The sequence below is a fragment of the Dermatophilaceae bacterium Sec6.4 genome, from assembly GCA_039636865.1.
In the GTDB taxonomy this organism is placed as follows: domain Bacteria; phylum Actinomycetota; class Actinomycetes; order Actinomycetales; family Dermatophilaceae; genus Allobranchiibius.
On record CP144172.1, the window covers coordinates 688,621 to 705,613 of the forward strand.

Genomic DNA, 16,993 nt, shown 5'->3' on the forward strand with positions numbered 1-16,993 from the left:
GATTCACTGTGGTGACATGACATCGGCCGCGCGGGCGGCGAGCGCCATGATCGTCAGGCCGGGGTTGGCAGCGCCCTGCGTGGGCAGGATCGAACCGTCGACCACGAAGAGGTTCTCGACGCCGAACACTTTGTACGAGGCGTCGATCACGCCGTCCTCTGCGCGTGTCGCCATCCGGGCTCCGCCCACCAGGTGGGCGAACCGTTGGATGGTCATCATCTCTTCGGCGCCGGCGGCCTTCAGAATGCCCTGCATGCAGTCGGTAGCGGCCTTGATCAACGCCTTGTCGTTGTTGCACAGTGAGTAGTTGAAGTGCGCGACAGGTAAGCCGTGCCGGTCCTTCTCATCGGCGAGCGTGACCCGGTTGTCCGCCTGGGGCAGCAACTCAGCGAGCGCTCCGATCGAGGCCCAATGCACGTAGTCGCGCATGTACTCACGCAGCGGCGCGCCCCAGTGGCCCTGTGCAGCAACATGTTCAGCCCATCCGATAGGCAGCGGGCCCACGGTCTGCAGGGACCAGCCACGCTTGTATGCCGCGGCCGGGTCGGTCTCGTAGAAGTGCTCGCTACTGGCCTCGGGCACCTGCGCCTTGAACATCCGCACTTCTTCGCTGAAGCGGCCGGCCGACTGCGGGGCGCCCTGCACCATCAGGTAGCGACCCAGCTGATCGTGGTCGTTGCCCAGACCGTTCGGGTGATCCTTGGTCGCCGAGAGCAACAGCAGGCGTGGGGTCTCGATGCTGTACCCCGCGACGGCCACGGCTTTCGCGCGCTGGCGGTGCTCGACCCCGTCTTTGAAGTAGGTGACACCGCATGCCTTACCGGTGCGCTCGTCGACCAGCACCTTGCTGACGTGGCAGTGCGGGCGCACTTCCGCGCCGTGTGCCAGCGCGTCGGGGATGTGGGTGATCAGCGGGCTTGCCTTGGCGCCGACTTTGCAGCCCTGCTGACAGAATCCGCGGTAGATGCAGTGCGACCGGTTGCCGAATCGCCCGTTCGCGATAGCTACCGGTCCGACCCGTGCCGGGACACCGGCCGCCTCGCAGCCGGCCAGGAAGATCGAACCGTTCCCACCGACCGGGTGCGCGTGGTGTGCGTACTTGTGCGGGTCGCCCCACGGCCAGTCCTGCCCCGCGACCGGCAGCTCCTGCTCTACCTGCTCGTAGTAGCCCTTGAGGTCGGCGTACGAGATCGGCCAGTCGACGCCCACCCCGTCGCGGCTGTGGGTGGCGAAGTCCGACGGGTGCAGGCGCGGTACGAATCCGGAATAGTGCACGAGCGATCCGCCGACGCCGCGGCCGGAGTTGTTCGACCCCAGCGGCACCGGGTTGGACCCGCCGATGACGCGCGACTCGTTCCAGTAGAGGTTGTGCGAGCCGCGTTCGTCGCTGACCCAGTCGGCATCCGGGTCCCAGAAGGGTCCGGCGTCGAAGGTCACGATGTCCCACCCGCGACGGGCCAGCCGCTGGGTGAGCACCGAGCCGCCGGCGCCTGCACCGACCACGACGAGGTCGACCTCGTCGTCTTCGGCGAAGTGACGCATATCGCGGCGTAGCTCGTGATTGACGCGCGAGCTGCCCGGCGGAACAAGCCACGCAGACTCATTGGTATCGCGTAGTGACTTGTAACTGAACCTGGTGCTCACACCGATCTCCCGTTCTGTGCGCCGCTGGTCGTGCCGTGCGGTGCGACGTAGCCGCCGGTCAAGGTCGCATGACTGTTACGGGCCCGCTCGATGCGGTCGGCGAACGGCACGGGGTCGCTGTCGTCGTGATCGGCGACCTCCCAGCGTTCGCGGGCATCCAGGCCGACGTTCTTGTAGCCGCGCGGGTAGGCCGGGCCGCCGAAACCGATCTCGTTCCAGGACCACGGGTGGGAGTAGAAGGCTGAGCAGGCGTACCGCGTCCACAGGCCCCACACCCGCGATGCCTCCCAGCCGTGCCAGGTGCCCTCACTGGACGAGGTTCTGCTGATGTTGTGGATGAGCGCGGCCTGTTGGCCGGCGCCCAGTGCGCCGAATCCTTTGCCGTAGGCGTCCTGTGCGTCCTGGTCGAGTGCGGCCAGGGTCTGCTGCCACGCCTGCGGATCCGGCGGCATGTCGTCGTAGTGCCAGCCGTCGGTCTCACCGGCGGCCAGTCGCGCATCGATCAAAGCAACGACGGGTATTCGTGGCTCGGCATCCTGCTCCAGCAGCAGGTCGCACAGCGGGCTGATGATCGCGTCCTCGGCTGCGGTGAAGAACGACAGATCGGTAAATGGCTGCAAACGCGACAACACGACACCAGCCGTCACATCGTCCCAACGGTCGACTTCGTCCATGACATCGAAACCGGGGAATCGGCCACGGCCCTGCGGCGTGACACCCGTGCGATGTGGCGCGCGGTAGGGCATCAGAGTGAATTCTCGCGACGCAACACGGAGGCGAGTAGGCCCATTCCGCCGACCAGCGTGGTGATCAGCGGCGCCAGGACCGGCGGCCCCATCTCGAAGTTGTAAGCGGCCATCTTCAGTCCGCCGGGCTTCTGCGCGACGCCACGCAGGTGCAGGTAGGTGCCCTGTAGGCCGTTGGCAACCACCAAGGCGCTCGCTATCGGCAGCACGACCCGCGCGGCGCGTTCGTTGCACACGGCGGCAATACCGGCGGGCACCAGCGTGGGCACCACGGCGATGGGTATCCACATCAATTTGTTGCCGAAGCTCGCGGAGTCGTGCGAGACGTAGATCTCCAGTGTGGTCACCACCGCTCCGCCCGCCGTCAGCCCTGCAAGGGTGCGTTGGAAGTGTCCGGTGCGCACGTTCTGCAACAGACCGGCACCGATCGTGGTCGAGGTGTTCATCGTTTCTCCTGTCGGTCACGCTGGGCGATGCGCAGCAACGGTCCACCACCGGGTGCCATCCCGAGCACCATCCGGGCGAGCTGGTCGCGGCGACGATCATGGGCGGGTGGGGTGGCTCTGCCCTGCACCAGGTCGCGGTAACCGATACCGGCCCAGGTGAGTGCTACGACGCCGTCGGTGATTCCGGCGCGCGCGCGGGAACGGTCGACCACGGCCAGGCCGAATGCGCTCGCTGCGTGGGCGAGGTCGACCCAGACCCCCATGGCGAGCACCTCGGGGCTGGGCTCGATTCCGGACAGGGCCGCCTGGGCGAGCTGGCGGGCGCCCAGGATCCGGGCGATGACCTCACTCTTCGTGTCGATCTTCAGCCCGTGGATCCGGCCGAGCGTGCTGTCCGGAGCCAGCAGCAACGCGCCACCCCATGCGGCTCGACCCAATTCGATATATCGCAGCTGCATGTCAGTTCCGTTCTTCCCGCTGAGCGGCTCGTACCGCGGCTGTAGCACGGATGTGGCTGAGGTGACTAAGGGCCTGCGGCAGGTTGCCGAGCTGGGCGTTGGTGCCGGGCTCCACCATCTCGGCCATCAACCCGAGCGGGCCGGCGACGATGTCCAATGCGTCGAGCAACTGCTGCGCCTCCTGAACCCGGCCGACCAGCGCGAGCGCGTGCGGCTGCCAGAAACTGCAGGCGGTGAAGGTCGCCTCCTCCTGGTGCACCCCGCTGTAGCGGTAGAGCAGCGGACCGGCGCCCAACTCGGCGTTGATCGCGTCGATGGTGCTCGACATGCGCGTGCCCCGCTCGAAACCCAGTTGGGCTCCGAGGAGCACGGACGCGTCCAGTTCTTCGGTACCCGCGTAGAAGGTGTAGGCCTGCTTCTCAGCTGACCAGCAGTGCTCATTCACCCATGCCTTGATGACAGCGGCCTCGCCGCGCCAGCGCCCTCCTGAGCCGATGAGATGGCCGGCTTCGGCGAGTTTCGCGGCGGAATCCAGCGCGCGCCAGCAGTTCATCTTGGACGAGGTGTACTGGCGGTTCGTGTGTAGTTCCCAGATGCCGGCATCGTCATGTCGCCAGACATCGGCGCAGCGGTCCGCGAGGTCCGCCAACTGGCGGTTGGAGCCGACGTCCAGCACATGACCGTGGAAGACCCAGTTCGCCACGGTGCCGAACAGATCGCCGTAGACCCCGAGCTGGGTCTGACCCGAGGCGCTGTTGCCGAGTTGGACGGGCAGGCTGTGGCGGTAACCGGGCAGTTCGGGCGAACGCACGCCGCCGTCCGGCTCGTTGCCACTCAACGTGTACATCACCCGCAGGTCAGGACCGTTGTTCTCGATTGCGTGCAGCAACCAGGCAACAGCCGAGTGGACTTCCTCGTGCAGCCCCAGCAGCGAGAGGGAGTCGATGGTGAACGCTGCATCGCGAGTCCAGGAGTAGCGGTAGTCCCAGTTCTTGGGACCGCCGATGCTTTCCGGGAGTGAGGTCGTCGCGGCTGCGGCGACGGCGCCGGTCTCGGCGATGACGAGGGTTTTCAAGGCCAGTGCGCTGCGGACGATCTGCTCGCGGTCGGCGCCTGCCCAGACAACACCCTTGCTCCACTCGCACCACGCGCGGGCACTGACGTCTATCCGGTGGTCGATGGCGTCGACGGAGCACATGAAGAGCGGGTCGGCGTCCGAGGCGACCACGCCGACGATGCAGCGGTCGCCGTCGGTGACTTCGAAACGGGATTGGACGCGGTCATGGGACATCTCGAGAGGGATCTGATCACTGCAACGCACTCCGAGGGTGAGCGTGCCGGCGTGGATGATCGGTCCGCGCTGATCGTCATCGACCCATGGCTCCCATTCGCGCATCCCGTCGCCGGGCAGGATGAGCAGGTCCATTTCGACCTGTCCCTGCACGCCCTCGATCCGACGTCCGAGCTCACCCCATGGCAGCGCCCCTGCCGAGCCGGAGTTGAGCGAGTCGGTAACGCGGACGACGCCGCTCGAGGTCGTCCAGATGGTCTCGACAAGGTTGGTGTCCGGCAGATAGCGCCACCGGTACGTCGCGTCGGTATCACTGGGACACAACCGGATACGACCACCACGCTCAGGGTCCAGCAGGCCCGACACAGGGGGCGCGGAATCCAGCCGGGGCGCAGCCCACCAGTCGATCGAACCATCGGATGCGAGCAACGCCACCCCACGCCCGTCGCCCAACACGGCGTATTCACCGATCGGCGCGTACCCGTCTGCGTCGCGGACCAGTCGATCACCCATCAGGACCGGCCGGCGTGGCGTGCAGTGGGCCCTGCGGGTTCTGCGGCGTCACGAGCCAGGACCACCACGTCATACTCCGCGCCCGCGAATCCACTTTCAGTGGCCCGACCGACCCCGGATACACACCCGGTGATGACCGCAGCCAAATGTTCGTTGTTGCCCGCCATTAAGCCGCACTTTCTCAGTCAACGTCTGGTTCTGCCCACCTGTCCGGCAACAGACGGCAGGGCGTTCGGTCTGTCGCAGACGTTACGCCCGTCGGCTGACTGTGCGCTGGGGTGAGTGTGGGGGCTGCCCCTACGGTGAACGGTGGTCGAGCATCGGTACGACGTACGGGTCCAGTGGTCGGGGTCGACGGGGGTGGGGTACGCCGGATACGGCCGCGAGCACACCGGGACCGTCGCGGGGCGCCAGGAGCGACTGAGCAGCGACCCGTACTTCGGCGGTGATCCGACGCTGCGCAACCCCGAGCAGTTACTGGTACTCGCGGCGAGCAGCTGTCAGATGCTGTCTTTCCTCGCGGTTGCGGCGCGCGCCCGGCTGGATGTGCTTGCCTACGACGACTTTGCGGTCGGGCTGATGACCGAGCTGGGCGGTCCTGCCTGGGTTGAGTTGATCGAGCTGAGACCGCGCATCACGTTGGCGCCGGGCAGTCGTACCGACCGGGTGCAACGGCTGGTGCAGCTCGCCCACCGGGAGTGCTTCATTGCCCGGTCCTTGCGCAGCGGGATGATGATCGAGGCTTCATTTGTTGTGGAAGGTGGCGACGACCTGACGGTCAGCCTGCACGATCCGCCCGATCCGGTCGAATACTGCTGAGCTGCTGCGAAGCCGTTGCGCGACGTCATCGATGCAGGAGGTTTGCCCATGTCCCAGATCGACAACACCCAGACCGGCGACTACACCCAGCTGCAGTACGCCGAGGAGCTCTACACCCGGCGTGACTACTCCGAAGCTGCCGTCGTCCTGGAGAAGCTGCTCGCCAACTCCGAGGTCACGCACGGGACGACTGCTGCGCGGCTGCTACTTGCGCGCGCCTACTTTCATTCCGCCCAGTTGAACGGTGCCGAACGGGAGGCCCGAGCCGTGTTGGATTCCCAGCCGACCGAGGGGTACGCGGCATTGCTGCTCGGTCGCACCCTGCAACGTCAGTCGCGGCACGCCGAGGCGCGTAACTACCTGGCGATGGCCAAGGTGTGGGGCCTGTAGGGCTGCCAGCACGCCGACAGCGCCCGTCAACGGTTTTCCAACTCCGTCAACGGGCGCGTTGCGAGCGGGGTCAGGCAGCTTTGATGGCGGACACGTCGAGCTGCAGGGTGATCTTGTCCGACACGAGCACGCCGCCGGTCTCCAGCGCTGCGTTGAAGCTGATGCCGTAGTCCGAGCGGGCGATCACGGTCGAGCCCTCGAAGCCGATGCGCTCGTTGCCGTAGGGGTCGACAGCGGAGCCGTTGAAGTCGAAGTCGATGCTGACCGATTTGGTGGTGTCCTTGATCGTCAGGTCGCCGACGATCCGCAGGGTGTCATCGTCCACCGCACTCACGTGGGTGGAGTGAAAGGTCATGGCGGGGTACTTCTCGACCTCGAAGAAGTCGCCGGTGCGTAGGTGGCCGTCGCGTTTTGCGTCGCGTGTGTCGACACTCGCGACAGCGATATTGAGGGAGACCTTCGCCTCGTGCAGGTTGGCGCCGGTGGTGGCGGAGCCTTCGACGTCGGTGAATGTCCCGCGCACCTTGGTGACCATTGCGTGCCGCGCGACGAAGCCGACCGCACTGTGCGCGGGGTCGATGGTGTAGGTGCCGTCGAGGTCTTTCAAGGTGGTGCTCATGCGGTACTCCCAGAGGTAGTGAGTGATGTGTCACCCAAATATCCGGCACCTTTAGTGATATGTCAACTAGGCACGGTAGGATCTCCTGCATGACGACCGAGGTGCGATGGCTCAGCGAACAGGAGCAGCGAATCTGGCGGCAGTGGCTGCACGTCAATTCCCGACTTACCGCGCGCCTGGCGCGAGAGATGATCGACGAGTCCGGGCTGTCGTTGCAGGATTTCGAGGTACTGGTCACGCTGAGCGAAGCGCCCGATCATCGCGTCAGGGTGGTTGCGCTCGCCGACGAGATGCAGTGGGAACGTAGCCGTCTGTCGCACCATCTCACCCGCATGGAGAAGCGCGGACTGGTCGAACGGCAGCAGTGCCCACAGGACGGTCGGGGCGCGGATGTCGTTCTTCTACCCGCAGGGCTGGCCGACCTGGAAGAGGCGGCGCCGGGCCACGTCCGGCACGTGCGGGGGTACCTGTTCGACGTGCTCGACCCGGCCGAACTCGCGCAGCTGGACCACGTGACGGCCAAGGTGCTGGCCGCATTGGGTGACGACGCGACGTAGGCGCCCGAACCCAAGTTTCGCTACCCCGGGTTTCCCGACACTCGACCGGCGAGTCGTCTCCAGAATCCCGACTCTGGCAATGTTTGCCGACACTCGACGGCCCTTCGTGCTCAGGGCTGAGAATGCCGACGGGTCGTCAGGGTGTCGATGAGCAGTAGCGCGACGAGCACGGCCAGTGTCAGCATGCCGACGGTCAATGCGGTCAGGTGTCCGCCGAGGGTCGCCAGCACCAGCAGCACCGCGATGGCGCCCAGATGCGGCAATGAGGCCGAATCGCGGATGAGCCGTAGGTAGACGAAGTGCCCGAACAGGAAGAGCCCGGAACCGCCGGCGACGAACCAGGATGTGCCGCCCGTCGCGTGGTGGCCGGGGTCGTGCAGCACGACGTCGTCCCCCGCGGCGGACAGGATGATTCCGGCGACGATCAGCGGATGGACGTAGTGGAAGGCGAACGCGGCGAGTTTGCCCGGGTCGTCGCTGGCCGTGATCGCTTCTACACCCTGCTCGGCAGTGCGGTCGAAGTACACCCAGAAGAACGCCACCGCACCGCCGAAGGCGCCGACGAAGGAGAAGGCCAGCAACGCACTCACGCTCTTGGAGTCCGCCAGCGGCGAGCCGATCGCAACGACCGATTCACCGAGGGCGATGATGACGAACAGCTGGCATCGCTCTGCGAAATGAGCGCCGTCGACAGCCCACTCGGACGTTTCCGATCGGCCCAACCACGGGGTCCAGAACTGACTGAACCCGCCGAGCAGGTCGAACGCGACGGCGGCCAGCCACAGCCAGCCGCGCCCTGGGCCGTCCACGAATCCGCCGACAAGCGCAAGCGTGCTCGAGACCGCGCACCAGCTGAAGATTCGGATGAAGTTGTTGTGCACCGCTGCACCGCGGGTTGCCAACACGGCGTATCCCGTGCGCCCCAGTTGCATTGCCGCGTACGCGCTACCGATCCACAGCCCGCGATCGGGCCCGTCGCCACCGCTGAAGGCATTCGGGATGGCTGCCGACATCACGAGGCTGCCGAGCATGACGGCGAACAGCATCAGTCGGGTGGGCCTCTTGTCAGGATCCAGGAAGTTGGTAACCCAGGTGGTGTAGACCCACACGTTCCACACCATGGCCAGGAGCAGCGCAGTCTGTGCGGCATTGCCCCAGGTCGGGTGCTCGACGAGCCGCACCGACAACTGGGTGATCGCGTAGACGTAGACCAGGTCGAAGAACAGCTCGGTATTCGTAACGGTCGCGTGGCCTGAGCGGTCCCGCATGAAACGGGGCATGAGTGGTCCTCAAGGGGATCGGGCTGGGTTGGCACACCGTAACGGCGTCCATCGGACGTGTCAGGGCACCGTCAGCGGTAGGCCGAACTGCGGGAACAGGGCCGGCGTGTCCAGGAATGACGTCGTCGTCGCGATCAGATTCCCTCGCAGCTCCAGTACGACCAGGGCCCACGCTGCATGACCGCCACCCGATGCAGGTCGGTACTGCCCGAACGCCGGTTGCCCGTTCGCGCTGGTCGACAGCAGCCGCGATCCGCGACATTCGCTGCCAGGCCCGCGCAGCCACGCCGCGACGTCAGCCGGCCCGCGCAACCACAGCGGATACGGCGGCATGTTCATCACCACGTCTTCGCGCATCAAAGCCACCAAGGCGTCGACGTCGTACCGCTCGAACGCCGCGACGTACCGCGACAACAGACCCGCCACGTCCCGGGTCGGTTCGGCGGGAGCTTCGTGGGGGCGCGCGGCCAGCGTCACGCGCGCCCGTTGCAGCGCGCTGGTGACCGATCCCGTGCTCACGTCGAGCAGCTCTGCGACCTCCGCTGCGGAATAGCGCAGGACCTCGCACAGGATGAGCACCGCCCGTTGGCGCGGAGGTAGGTACTGCAGCGCTGCGATGAATGCCAGTCGCACCGTGTCCCGCTCGATGCTCACCTGTGCAGGATCGACGCCGCCGAGCTGCGGTGTCGGCATCGGCAGGACCCATTCGGTGTCGGGCAGCGAGTTGCCCAGCTCCTGCAGCACCGGATGTCCGGCAGGGCCCAGATCCATCGGCCTGGCCCGACGGGATCCGCTGCGCTGGGCATCGATGCACACGTTTGTTGCGATCCGGTAGAGCCAGGTGCGAACGCTTGCCCGGCCTTGGAATCCCTGCGAGGAGCGCCACGCGCGCAGCATCGTCTCCTGTACCGCGTCCTGGGCGTCCGCGGGGCATCCGAGCGTCCGATAGCAGTATCCGGTCAGTTCGGCGCGGTAGGCCTCCGGATCAACGCCGGCCGCATCCTGCATGGTCGAGGTCACATCGGCAACGGTCGCATCGGGCACAGAGACCTCGGTTGTCATCGCATCGCTCGTGCTCATATCGCTGACCGTAGGTCTCAGGCAATGATCTTGACCAGGGTTCCGGTGGGATCGGTGAACGCCGACACCCGGCCGTGCGGACTGTCCGACGGCGGATGAACGACCGTCGCGCCGAGTGTGATCGCTCGCTGCAGGCTGGCGTCGGTGTCCTCGACACCGAAGTAGACCGACCACTGCGCCGGTGCTTCTGCGGCGACACCGCTCGAGCCCTCCGGTCGCTGCTCACCCGTCGTCATCACCCCGACGACGTCCCGGCCGTCGATGCGACCCGTCGTGTAACGGAACCCCGGCTCGTCAGCGACCTGCTGCGGTTCCCACCCGAACACGGTCCGGCAGAAGCTGACGGTGGCGTCGTGGTCCCGGGTGAGCAGCTCGAACCACGCGGCATGGCCCGGCTCGCCCTGGGTGATCAGCCCCGGGTGGGTGCCGGCCTGCCAGACACCGATCGGCGCGCCGCTGGGGTCGGCGACGACCGCCATCCTGCCCAGATCCATCACGTCCATTGCCGGCGCGATCACGGTGCCACCGGCTTGCATCGTTGCCCGACATACGCTTTCGGCGTCGTCAGTGGCCAGGTAGACCGTCCACACATCGGCGAGGGTGCCAGGCATGCCAGGGATTGCTGGCATGCAGCCTGCCACCCGCTCGCCGGCGAGGGTGAAGTTGAGGTAGCCGCCCATCTGCGGGTCTGGTTCCTGCGACTGCCACCCGAACAATTGGCCGTAGAACGTGCGACTGACCCCCTGATCGGACGTGCTGAGGTCGATCCAGGTGGGTGCTCCGGCGAGAGTGACGGGTTGTGTGGTCATGGGCTGCTCCTGGGGGTGTCCTGCGGGCCCGCGCGATGCGGTTACAGAGATAGACGACGCACGGTGATCGAAATCATCGATACGGCGAAAGCTCATCATCGGAGGATGCTGACGCCGCCGCTCGCGGTTGCCGGAAACTTCCGGGCCGCGGGGGAAGAAATGAGGTGGCCACAGTCGTTGAACACCTGATTGATAGCGTTTCAGAACACCGGCCAGTGTCCCTTCGGCGAGCGGCGTAAGCAGTGCACCCTGCAGTAAAGAGCGGTCAGTCCTCTGAAGTGGAGGTCGACTCCGTCCGTGAGATCCTCGACCCCGCCAGTGGGGAGGTCGAGCACGTCATCCTCCTCAACCCGGACGGGTCAGCCATCGGAACCCACGACAAGGCGACGGTGCACCACGCGGATACGCCGCTGCACCTGGGGTTCTCGTGTTACATCTTCGACCACCAGGACCGTTTACTGGTCACCCAGCGGGCGCTGAGCAAGCGGACTTTCGCGGGTGTCTGGACCAATTCGGTGTGCGGGCATCCTGCCGTCGGTGAGACATTGCGCGGGGCGGTGATGCGCCGGGTCCGACGCGAGTTGGGGCTCCCCATCGGGATGCCGCGCCTGGTGCTGGCCGACTTCGCCTACCGCGCGGAGATGAACTCGGTCGTCGAGCTCGAGCTGTGCCCCGTACTCGTCGCGCATACCCTCGGCGGGAGTGAGCCGCGCCCGATGCCCGACGAGGTCGAAGACTTCGAATGGGTGTCCTGGAGCGGTTTCACCGGTGCCGTGTTGGCCGGTGAGCGTCGTGTCTCGCCGTGGTGCCGCGAGCAGCTCGATGCGTTGGTGGCGCTCGGCGACTGCCCCGAACGCTGGCCCGACGCGGACCCCTCGCGGTTGCCGTCGGCGGTGACGCTGTGAAGATCCCCGCGAGGCTCACCGGTGGGACCTCGGACAGTGCAAAATCTGATGGCGCGACCCAGCTCTCTGCGAAGGTCGTGTACGCCGCGTTCGAACGGATGGTGCGCAGCAACCTGCGCTCGGTCAGCGTCCGCGGTCAGCTGCCCCCTGCGCCGATCGTGTGGTCGGGCAACCACCACTCCTGGTGGGACGCCTTCGTGGCCGCCTCGGTGCTCCGCCACGAGGGTCACCGGTTGACCCTGGTGATGGATGCCGAGAATCTGAAGTCCTTCGGCTTCCTCAAACCGCTGCACCTGGTGCCCAGCGACCGGCCCCGGCAGGGGCTGCAGGCGCTGCGGGACGGCACCACTCTCATCATCCTGCCCGAGGGCGAGCTGCTCGGCCCGGGCCCGATGCGCCCTTTACATCGCGGAGCCGGTTGGTTCGCCCAGCAGACTCGTGCCCCACTGGTGCCGGTGTCGCTGAGAGTCGTCTTCCGTGGTCACCAGCACGCTGAGGCCATTGTCGACATCGGCGCGCCGGTGGCTCCCGAGGACCTGGCGTCGGCAATGAGCGCCCAGCTCACCGCCCTGGACGAGCTGATCAGCACTGCCGATCCACGCGAACCGCTGCCGGGTTTCCGGCAGATAGTGGCCGGTCGCCGATCGATGGACGAGCGGATCAGCCAGCTGGCGGCCATGGTGCAGCGATGAGTCGGGGCCGGCAATGAGTCAGGTGCAAGCGTGAGTCAGGTACAGCAATGAGGAAGGTACTCACGGCGGTCACCGCGTTCATCGCGGTCAAGACCGTCATCGCGCTGTCCAACAAACGATCTTTTCCGGTATTGCGCAACGACCCGACCAGCACGGCCGGCGGGGTGTCGTTGATTGTGCCGGTGCGTGACGAGGCGGGCCGCATTCCCCCGCGGTTGGCGGGGATGCTCGCGCAGGACGTCGACGAGTTGATCTTCCTGGACGACTGCTCGACGGACGGCACGCCCGAGATGCTCGCCGAGCGGACCGCAGGCCACCCGCATGCCCGCGTGGTCGCAGGGGCGCCGATGCCGGACGGCTGGGTCGGCAAGACCTGGGCCTGCGCTCAGGGCGCCGACGCCGCATCGGGCGATGTGCTGCTGTTCTGTGACGCCGACATCGAACTCGGCGAGGGGGCCGTTGCTGCTGTGCTGACGCAGCTGCGCGAACAGCGCGCCGACCTGATGTCGGTCTTTCCCCGGCAGGAGACCAGGACGTTCGCGGAGCACGTGACGATGCCGTTGATCGACGATCTGCTGCTCACCGGGTTGCCGTTTCAGCTGCTGGATCAGCCGCTGGCCAAGGGTGCAGCCGCCGCGAACGGCTCGATCATGGCCTTCCCGCGAGCGTCCTATGACGCCCTCGGCGGGTTCGGCGCCGTCCGCACTGAGATCGTGGAAGACCTCGCGATGGCCCGGCATGTGCGTCGTAGCGGTCGCAAGATCGGGCTCGCGCTCGGCGGCGACCTGATCGGCACGCGGATGTATGAGGGTTACGACGAGCTGGTTGCCGGGCTGGGTAAGGGTTTGCTCGCGGTCATGGGTAACCGCCCGATGATGGTGGTCTTCACCGCCTGGCACCTGGTTGCCTACACGGCTCCTCCGCTGCTCACCGTTCGCCGACCGGCGTGGGCGATCCCGTGGGCGCTGGGAGTGGTTGAGCGGGTGATCATCGAGTCCACGACGGGGCGGCGCCAGTGGTGGCAGGCGCTCACCATGCCGCTCACCCCGGTCTACTCGGTGCCCGTGGCTGCCGTGTCGATCAGGCGCACCAAGCATTGGAAGGGCCGGTCCTACTCATGAGCGGACTGTTGCACATCCCGCCTATGTCCTCGCTGTTGATGCGGGACGGTCGGGCTACCGATTTCCCCGAGCCGACCCGTGAGCCGTTCGCAGGGCACCTCGGGCGCTGGGGCACCGACCCGCTGACTCTCATGCAGGAGGGTGCAGCGCTGGGACCGGTATTCCGGCTGCGTCTGTGGCGCACGGCCTACGTCGGCTACAGCCCCACGTGGAACCGGCTGGTGCTCGGCGATCTCGACACGTTCCGCAGCAAGGGCGGGATGAGTCAGTTGTCGCCCTACCTCAACGACGGCATCGTGGGCACCGACTACCCCGAGCATGCGCCGCGTCGGGCCGCATTGAATCCCGGTTTCTCCCGGTCCTCCGTGGCCGAGTTGTCCGAGCAGATGGAGCAGGTCGTACGGATGACCTTGCCTGCGGGACGCTTCGACGCGGTCGCCTGGGCGTCGCGGGTGGTGCGCGCGGTGCTGTCCAGAACGTTCCTCGGCACCCAGAGCACGCACCCGGTGCTGAATGACTTCCTGGACCCGATGACCTCCGCCCTGCCAGGACCGTTCCTGCCTCGTCCGAGGCGGTTCGCTCGGATGAACGCGGTGCTTGCTGCGCGGCTGAGAGATGCCGAACCGAACTCTCTCGCAGCGGTATTCGCGGAGCACGGTGGCCTGTCGGAGATGCGGGTGGCACTGGCCGCGGGATACGACACGACGGCGCACACGCTCGCCTGGCTACTGCGGCACGTCGCGCAACAACCGGCCTACCTCGCGCCGCCGCAGCACCGGAACGTCGTCCGTGAGGTGTTACGCCTCTACCCGGCGGGATGGCTCGGCAGTCGCATCACCTCACGCGACGTCGAATTCGAGGGGCGCACGATCCCGGCGCGCAGCATGGTCATGTACAGCCCGTTCCTCACCCACCGCGACCCGTCCCTGTGGGATGAGCCGCAGAAGTTTCGACCCGAACGTTTCGCGGACAGGATGCCTGCGTGGGGTTACCTGCCGTTCGCGGCCGGTCCGCGCACCTGCCTCGGCCGTCACTACGCAACCCTGCTGCTGCACGTGGTGCTGCAGGTTTTGGCCGACCGCACGTTGCGTTTTGTCAGCGGCGGCGACGAGATGAGGGCCGGCGTGACGCTCAGCCCCGCCGGCCCGCAGTACTGCGAGTTGCTCGCTACATGAGCTACCCGCCCGCCCACTCAATCCTTCAAGGAGCGCTCCACCCATGAGTCGTCGAGTCGTCATCATCGGAGCCGGCCTCGCCGGACTTTCAGCGGCCTGCCAACTGTCGCGCACCGGGCACGAAGTGGTCGTCGTCGAACGTGGCGATCACGTCGGTGGTCTTGCGGCGATGCGCGAGGACGCCGGTTTCACCTTCGACCTGGGCCCCACCGTGCTCACGATGCCCGACCTGATCGACGAAGCGTTGCAGGCCGCTGGCACCAGCCTGGCTGACGAGTTGACGCTGCAGCAGCTCGACCCGGCGTATCGCGCGCGGTTCGCAGATGGTTCGACGATGGATGTGCTGGCCGACCACGACGCGATGACGCAGCAGATCCGTGAGATGTGCGGGGCCCACGACGCGGCGGCGTACCAGAAGTTCGTCATCTGGTTGAAGCAGCTCTACGAGCTGGAGATGCCGCGGTTCATCGACCGCAACTTCGAGCGTCCGTGGCAGATCGCCAACCCGCCCGCCCCGGGCGTGAAGTTGCTGAAGATGGGCGGTCTGCGCCACCTCGACCCGCTGATCCGCAGCCGGTTCGATGATGAGCGGCTGCACCGGCTCTTCACCTTCCAGGCCCTGTATGCCGGGGTCTCACCGCAGCAGGCGCTGGGTATCTTCGCTGTCATCACCTACATGGACAGCGTGCGCGGGGTCTTCTTCCCCAAGGGCGGTATGCACGATGTGCCGCGTGCGCTGGCGCGCGCTGCCGAGGCCGCCGGCGTCGACATCCGACTGCGCACCGAGGTGACCGGGCTGCGGCGTACGCCGTCCGGCGAAGTCAGCGGGGTGGTCGTGCAAGGCGGCGCGGCGGGCGATGAGGTGCTCGCTGCCGACGTGGTGATCGCGACCGGGGACCTGCCCACGATGTACGACGTGTTGTTGCCTCAGACCAAACGCCCTCTATCGCTGCGTAAACCGAAGTTCTCGCCGTCTGCGGTCGTATGGCACGTGGGCACCGCGGACGCGGCACCCGACGATGTGCGTCACCACAACATCCACTTCGGCAAGGAGTGGGCCAAGTCGTTCGACGAGCTGCTCGACGAGCGGGTGCTGATGCGTGACCCGTCGCGGCTGGTGTCCGTGCCGTCGGTGACCGACCCGTCGCGGGCTCGACCCGGTGGCGCCGCGATGTACGTGCTGGAGCCTGCTCCGCACCTCGGCGGCGCGCTCGACTGGTCTCAGATGCGCGACCAGATGCGCGAGCGGCTCACCGGATTCCTACGCGGGGCGGGCTACCCGACCGACATCGTCAGCGAGCACCTCGTGACTCCTGGGGACTGGGCCGACCAGGGGCTCTCCGAGGGCACGCCGTTCGCGCTCGCACATACCCTCACCCAATCGGGCCCGTTCCGACCGACCAACTTCGCGCGCGGGGTGCCGGGACTGATCTTCGCCGGGCACGGCACCACGCCGGGTGTCGGGGTGCCGATGGTACTGGTCAGCGGCAAGTTGGCCGCGCAGCGTGCTCTGGCCCATCTGGGAGTGCCCCGATGAGTGTCGATCCGGCGCTGCTGGAGGTCGGGTACGCCCGCTGTGCGGTGCTGACCAAGGCCTATGGCACGACGTACTTCTGGGGAGCCCGTACCCTGCCCGCAGCCCAACGCCGCGACGTCTACTCCGTCTACGCACTGTGCCGACTCGCCGACGACATCGTCGATGCACCGCACGCCACCGACGGGGCGCATCGCGAGCGGACCGGGCAAGAGCTGGAGGCTTTCGTGGAGGCCTTCCGGGCGCATCGCGCCGGTGCGAGCGATGACCCGGTGCTGGCGGCTGCTGCAGATACTGCGGAGCGGCGCGACATTCCGCAGGAATGCTTCGATCGGTTCTTCGGCGCCATGGGCAGCGACCTGCTGGTCACGCACTATGCGACCTATGAGGATCTGCTCGGTTACATGGAGGGATCGGCCGCCGTCATCGGCGAGATGATGCTGCCGGTGCTCGAGCCCACCGATCGGCGCGCGTACGCCCCGGCTCGCGACCTCGGCCTGGCGTTCCAACTCACCAACTTCCTGCGCGATGTCGACGAAGACCGTGACCGCGACCGGCACTACCTGCCGTTGGAGGACTTCGAGCGGTTCGGCGCCGACCCGGATGCGCGTTCGGTCACGCCGGAGTGGAAAGCGTTGATGCGCTTCGAGATCGAGCGCACCCGTGCGCTCTACGCGCATGCCGACACGGGGATGGAATACCTGCCTCGAGCCTCTGCACGCTGCGTGGTGATCGCCCGGCGGCTCTACTCGCGCATCCTGGATCTGATCGAAGACGCGGACTACGACGTGTTCGCGGCACGGGTGCAGCTGCCGACCTGGCGCAAAGCGGGAATGGCGGCGCGATTGATGGCCACGCCCGCTTCGCGGTGGCAGGCCGCCGGGTCGCCGCCTGCCCGGCGCAGGTGACGAGAC

The 16,993-nt window shown here is 66.9% G+C and carries 19 protein-coding genes; 9 read left to right on the plus strand and 10 right to left on the minus strand.

The annotated features are described in order from the left end of the window. Window positions 1-3 precede the first annotated feature (3 nt). From V3G39_03320 to V3G39_03345, 6 genes are read right to left on the minus strand one after another with little or no spacing between them, the layout of a single operon-like run. Window positions 4-1,644: a GMC family oxidoreductase gene (locus V3G39_03320; GenBank protein ID XAS77082.1), complete on the minus strand. Its 1,641-nt coding sequence runs from the start codon at window positions 1,642-1,644 to the stop codon at window positions 4-6. Beyond that, on the minus strand, window positions 1,641-2,390 hold the full coding sequence (locus tag V3G39_03325) for a gluconate 2-dehydrogenase subunit 3 family protein (protein XAS77083.1): 750 nt from the start codon (window positions 2,388-2,390) through the stop codon (window positions 1,641-1,643). The genes V3G39_03320 and V3G39_03325 overlap by 4 nt, the downstream gene beginning before the upstream one ends. Next, on the minus strand, window positions 2,390-2,836 hold the full coding sequence (locus tag V3G39_03330; protein XAS77084.1) for a hypothetical protein: 447 nt from the start codon (window positions 2,834-2,836) through the stop codon (window positions 2,390-2,392). The genes V3G39_03325 and V3G39_03330 overlap by 1 nt, the downstream gene beginning before the upstream one ends. Next, window positions 2,833-3,294 (minus strand): hypothetical protein, encoded by a 462-nt coding sequence (locus V3G39_03335; GenBank protein ID XAS77085.1) that lies wholly within the window; start codon window positions 3,292-3,294, stop codon window positions 2,833-2,835. The genes V3G39_03330 and V3G39_03335 overlap by 4 nt, the downstream gene beginning before the upstream one ends. Window position 3,295: 1 nt before the next feature. Further along, the gene (locus V3G39_03340; protein XAS77086.1) at window positions 3,296-5,098 is read right to left on the minus strand and encodes a glycoside hydrolase family 15 protein; all 1,803 of its coding nucleotides are present in this window, start codon (window positions 5,096-5,098) and stop codon (window positions 3,296-3,298) included. After that, window positions 5,098-5,265, minus strand: coding sequence for a hypothetical protein (locus V3G39_03345; GenBank protein ID XAS77087.1), 168 nt, complete (start codon window positions 5,263-5,265; stop codon window positions 5,098-5,100). Before V3G39_03345 ends, V3G39_03340 begins: the two co-directional genes overlap by 1 nt. A gap of 142 nt (window positions 5,266-5,407) precedes the next feature. Here V3G39_03345 and V3G39_03350 point away from each other — a divergent pair, with 142 nt between their 5' ends. Beyond that, a complete protein-coding gene (locus V3G39_03350) occupies window positions 5,408-5,917 on the plus strand; it encodes an OsmC family protein (protein ID XAS77088.1) in 510 nt (169 codons plus the stop codon). Window positions 5,918-5,965: 48 nt separating this feature from the next. Further along, window positions 5,966-6,307: a tetratricopeptide repeat protein gene (locus V3G39_03355; protein ID XAS77089.1), complete on the plus strand. Its 342-nt coding sequence runs from the start codon at window positions 5,966-5,968 to the stop codon at window positions 6,305-6,307. 70 nt (window positions 6,308-6,377) lie between these two features. Here V3G39_03355 and V3G39_03360 read toward each other — a convergent pair whose 3' ends face one another. Continuing rightward, the gene (locus tag V3G39_03360) at window positions 6,378-6,926 is read right to left on the minus strand and encodes a YceI family protein (GenBank protein ID XAS77090.1); all 549 of its coding nucleotides are present in this window, start codon (window positions 6,924-6,926) and stop codon (window positions 6,378-6,380) included. A gap of 89 nt (window positions 6,927-7,015) precedes the next feature. On the opposite strand from V3G39_03360, the gene V3G39_03365 reads away from it, so the two are divergent. Next, window positions 7,016-7,483 carry a MarR family transcriptional regulator gene (locus V3G39_03365; protein XAS77091.1) on the plus strand — a complete coding sequence of 156 codons (468 nt, stop codon included), beginning with the start codon at window positions 7,016-7,018 and terminating at the stop codon, window positions 7,481-7,483. Window positions 7,484-7,593: 110 nt separating this feature from the next. On the opposite strand, the gene V3G39_03370 is transcribed toward V3G39_03365, so the two are convergent. Genes V3G39_03370 through V3G39_03380 form a run of 3 tightly spaced genes read right to left on the minus strand, consistent with a single transcriptional unit; the run spans window position 7,594 to window position 10,652 of the window. Then, the gene (locus V3G39_03370) at window positions 7,594-8,763 is read right to left on the minus strand and encodes a low temperature requirement protein A (protein ID XAS77092.1); all 1,170 of its coding nucleotides are present in this window, start codon (window positions 8,761-8,763) and stop codon (window positions 7,594-7,596) included. 60 nt (window positions 8,764-8,823) lie between these two features. Next, a complete protein-coding gene (locus tag V3G39_03375; GenBank protein XAS77093.1) occupies window positions 8,824-9,843 on the minus strand; it encodes a sigma-70 family RNA polymerase sigma factor in 1,020 nt (339 codons plus the stop codon). Window positions 9,844-9,860: 17 nt separating this feature from the next. Next, window positions 9,861-10,652, minus strand: coding sequence for a VOC family protein (locus V3G39_03380; GenBank protein XAS77094.1), 792 nt, complete (start codon window positions 10,650-10,652; stop codon window positions 9,861-9,863). 278 nt (window positions 10,653-10,930) lie between these two features. On the opposite strand from V3G39_03380, the gene idi reads away from it, so the two are divergent. Genes idi through V3G39_03410 form a run of 6 tightly spaced genes read left to right on the plus strand, consistent with a single transcriptional unit; the run spans window position 10,931 to window position 16,987 of the window. Beyond that, on the plus strand, window positions 10,931-11,557 hold the full coding sequence (idi, locus tag V3G39_03385; protein XAS77095.1) for an isopentenyl-diphosphate Delta-isomerase: 627 nt from the start codon (window positions 10,931-10,933) through the stop codon (window positions 11,555-11,557). Further along, on the plus strand, window positions 11,554-12,249 hold the full coding sequence (locus V3G39_03390; protein XAS77096.1) for a 1-acyl-sn-glycerol-3-phosphate acyltransferase: 696 nt from the start codon (window positions 11,554-11,556) through the stop codon (window positions 12,247-12,249). The genes idi and V3G39_03390 overlap by 4 nt, the downstream gene beginning before the upstream one ends. Window positions 12,250-12,296: 47 nt before the next feature. Then, window positions 12,297-13,370 carry a glycosyltransferase family 2 protein gene (locus V3G39_03395; GenBank protein ID XAS77097.1) on the plus strand — a complete coding sequence of 358 codons (1,074 nt, stop codon included), beginning with the start codon at window positions 12,297-12,299 and terminating at the stop codon, window positions 13,368-13,370. Beyond that, complete coding sequence (locus tag V3G39_03400; GenBank protein ID XAS77098.1) at window positions 13,367-14,545, plus strand: cytochrome P450; 1,179 nt, start codon at window positions 13,367-13,369, stop codon at window positions 14,543-14,545. The genes V3G39_03395 and V3G39_03400 overlap by 4 nt, the downstream gene beginning before the upstream one ends. Window positions 14,546-14,588: 43 nt before the next feature. Then, complete coding sequence (gene crtI / locus V3G39_03405; protein ID XAS77099.1) at window positions 14,589-16,082, plus strand: phytoene desaturase family protein; 1,494 nt, start codon at window positions 14,589-14,591, stop codon at window positions 16,080-16,082. Beyond that, window positions 16,079-16,987, plus strand: a complete 909-nt coding sequence (locus V3G39_03410; protein ID XAS77100.1) for a phytoene/squalene synthase family protein — start codon at window positions 16,079-16,081, stop codon at window positions 16,985-16,987. The genes crtI and V3G39_03410 overlap by 4 nt, the downstream gene beginning before the upstream one ends. Window positions 16,988-16,993: the final 6 nt, after the last annotated feature.

What these genes read in the sequence shown, in the direction of transcription:
- V3G39_03395 (XAS77097.1), top strand. Translation starts at nt 12,297, where the DNA reads ATGAGGAAGGTACTCACGGCGGTCACCGCGTTCATCGCGGTCAAGACC.
- V3G39_03345 (XAS77087.1), bottom strand. Translation starts at nt 5,265, where the DNA reads ATGGCGGGCAACAACGAACATTTGGCTGCGGTCATCACCGGGTGTGTA.
- V3G39_03355 (XAS77089.1), top strand. Translation starts at nt 5,966, where the DNA reads ATGTCCCAGATCGACAACACCCAGACCGGCGACTACACCCAGCTGCAG.
- V3G39_03330 (XAS77084.1), bottom strand. Translation starts at nt 2,836, where the DNA reads ATGAACACCTCGACCACGATCGGTGCCGGTCTGTTGCAGAACGTGCGC.
- V3G39_03340 (XAS77086.1), bottom strand. Translation starts at nt 5,098, where the DNA reads ATGGGTGATCGACTGGTCCGCGACGCAGACGGGTACGCGCCGATCGGT.
- V3G39_03325 (XAS77083.1), bottom strand. Translation starts at nt 2,390, where the DNA reads ATGCCCTACCGCGCGCCACATCGCACGGGTGTCACGCCGCAGGGCCGT.
- V3G39_03400 (XAS77098.1), top strand. Translation starts at nt 13,367, where the DNA reads ATGAGCGGACTGTTGCACATCCCGCCTATGTCCTCGCTGTTGATGCGG.
- V3G39_03410 (XAS77100.1), top strand. Translation starts at nt 16,079, where the DNA reads ATGAGTGTCGATCCGGCGCTGCTGGAGGTCGGGTACGCCCGCTGTGCG.
- V3G39_03360 (XAS77090.1), bottom strand. Translation starts at nt 6,926, where the DNA reads ATGAGCACCACCTTGAAAGACCTCGACGGCACCTACACCATCGACCCC.
- V3G39_03365 (XAS77091.1), top strand. Translation starts at nt 7,016, where the DNA reads ATGACGACCGAGGTGCGATGGCTCAGCGAACAGGAGCAGCGAATCTGG.
- V3G39_03380 (XAS77094.1), bottom strand. Translation starts at nt 10,652, where the DNA reads ATGACCACACAACCCGTCACTCTCGCCGGAGCACCCACCTGGATCGAC.
- V3G39_03375 (XAS77093.1), bottom strand. Translation starts at nt 9,843, where the DNA reads ATGAGCACGAGCGATGCGATGACAACCGAGGTCTCTGTGCCCGATGCG.
- V3G39_03370 (XAS77092.1), bottom strand. Translation starts at nt 8,763, where the DNA reads ATGCCCCGTTTCATGCGGGACCGCTCAGGCCACGCGACCGTTACGAAT.
- V3G39_03335 (XAS77085.1), bottom strand. Translation starts at nt 3,294, where the DNA reads ATGCAGCTGCGATATATCGAATTGGGTCGAGCCGCATGGGGTGGCGCG.
- crtI (XAS77099.1), top strand. Translation starts at nt 14,589, where the DNA reads ATGAGTCGTCGAGTCGTCATCATCGGAGCCGGCCTCGCCGGACTTTCA.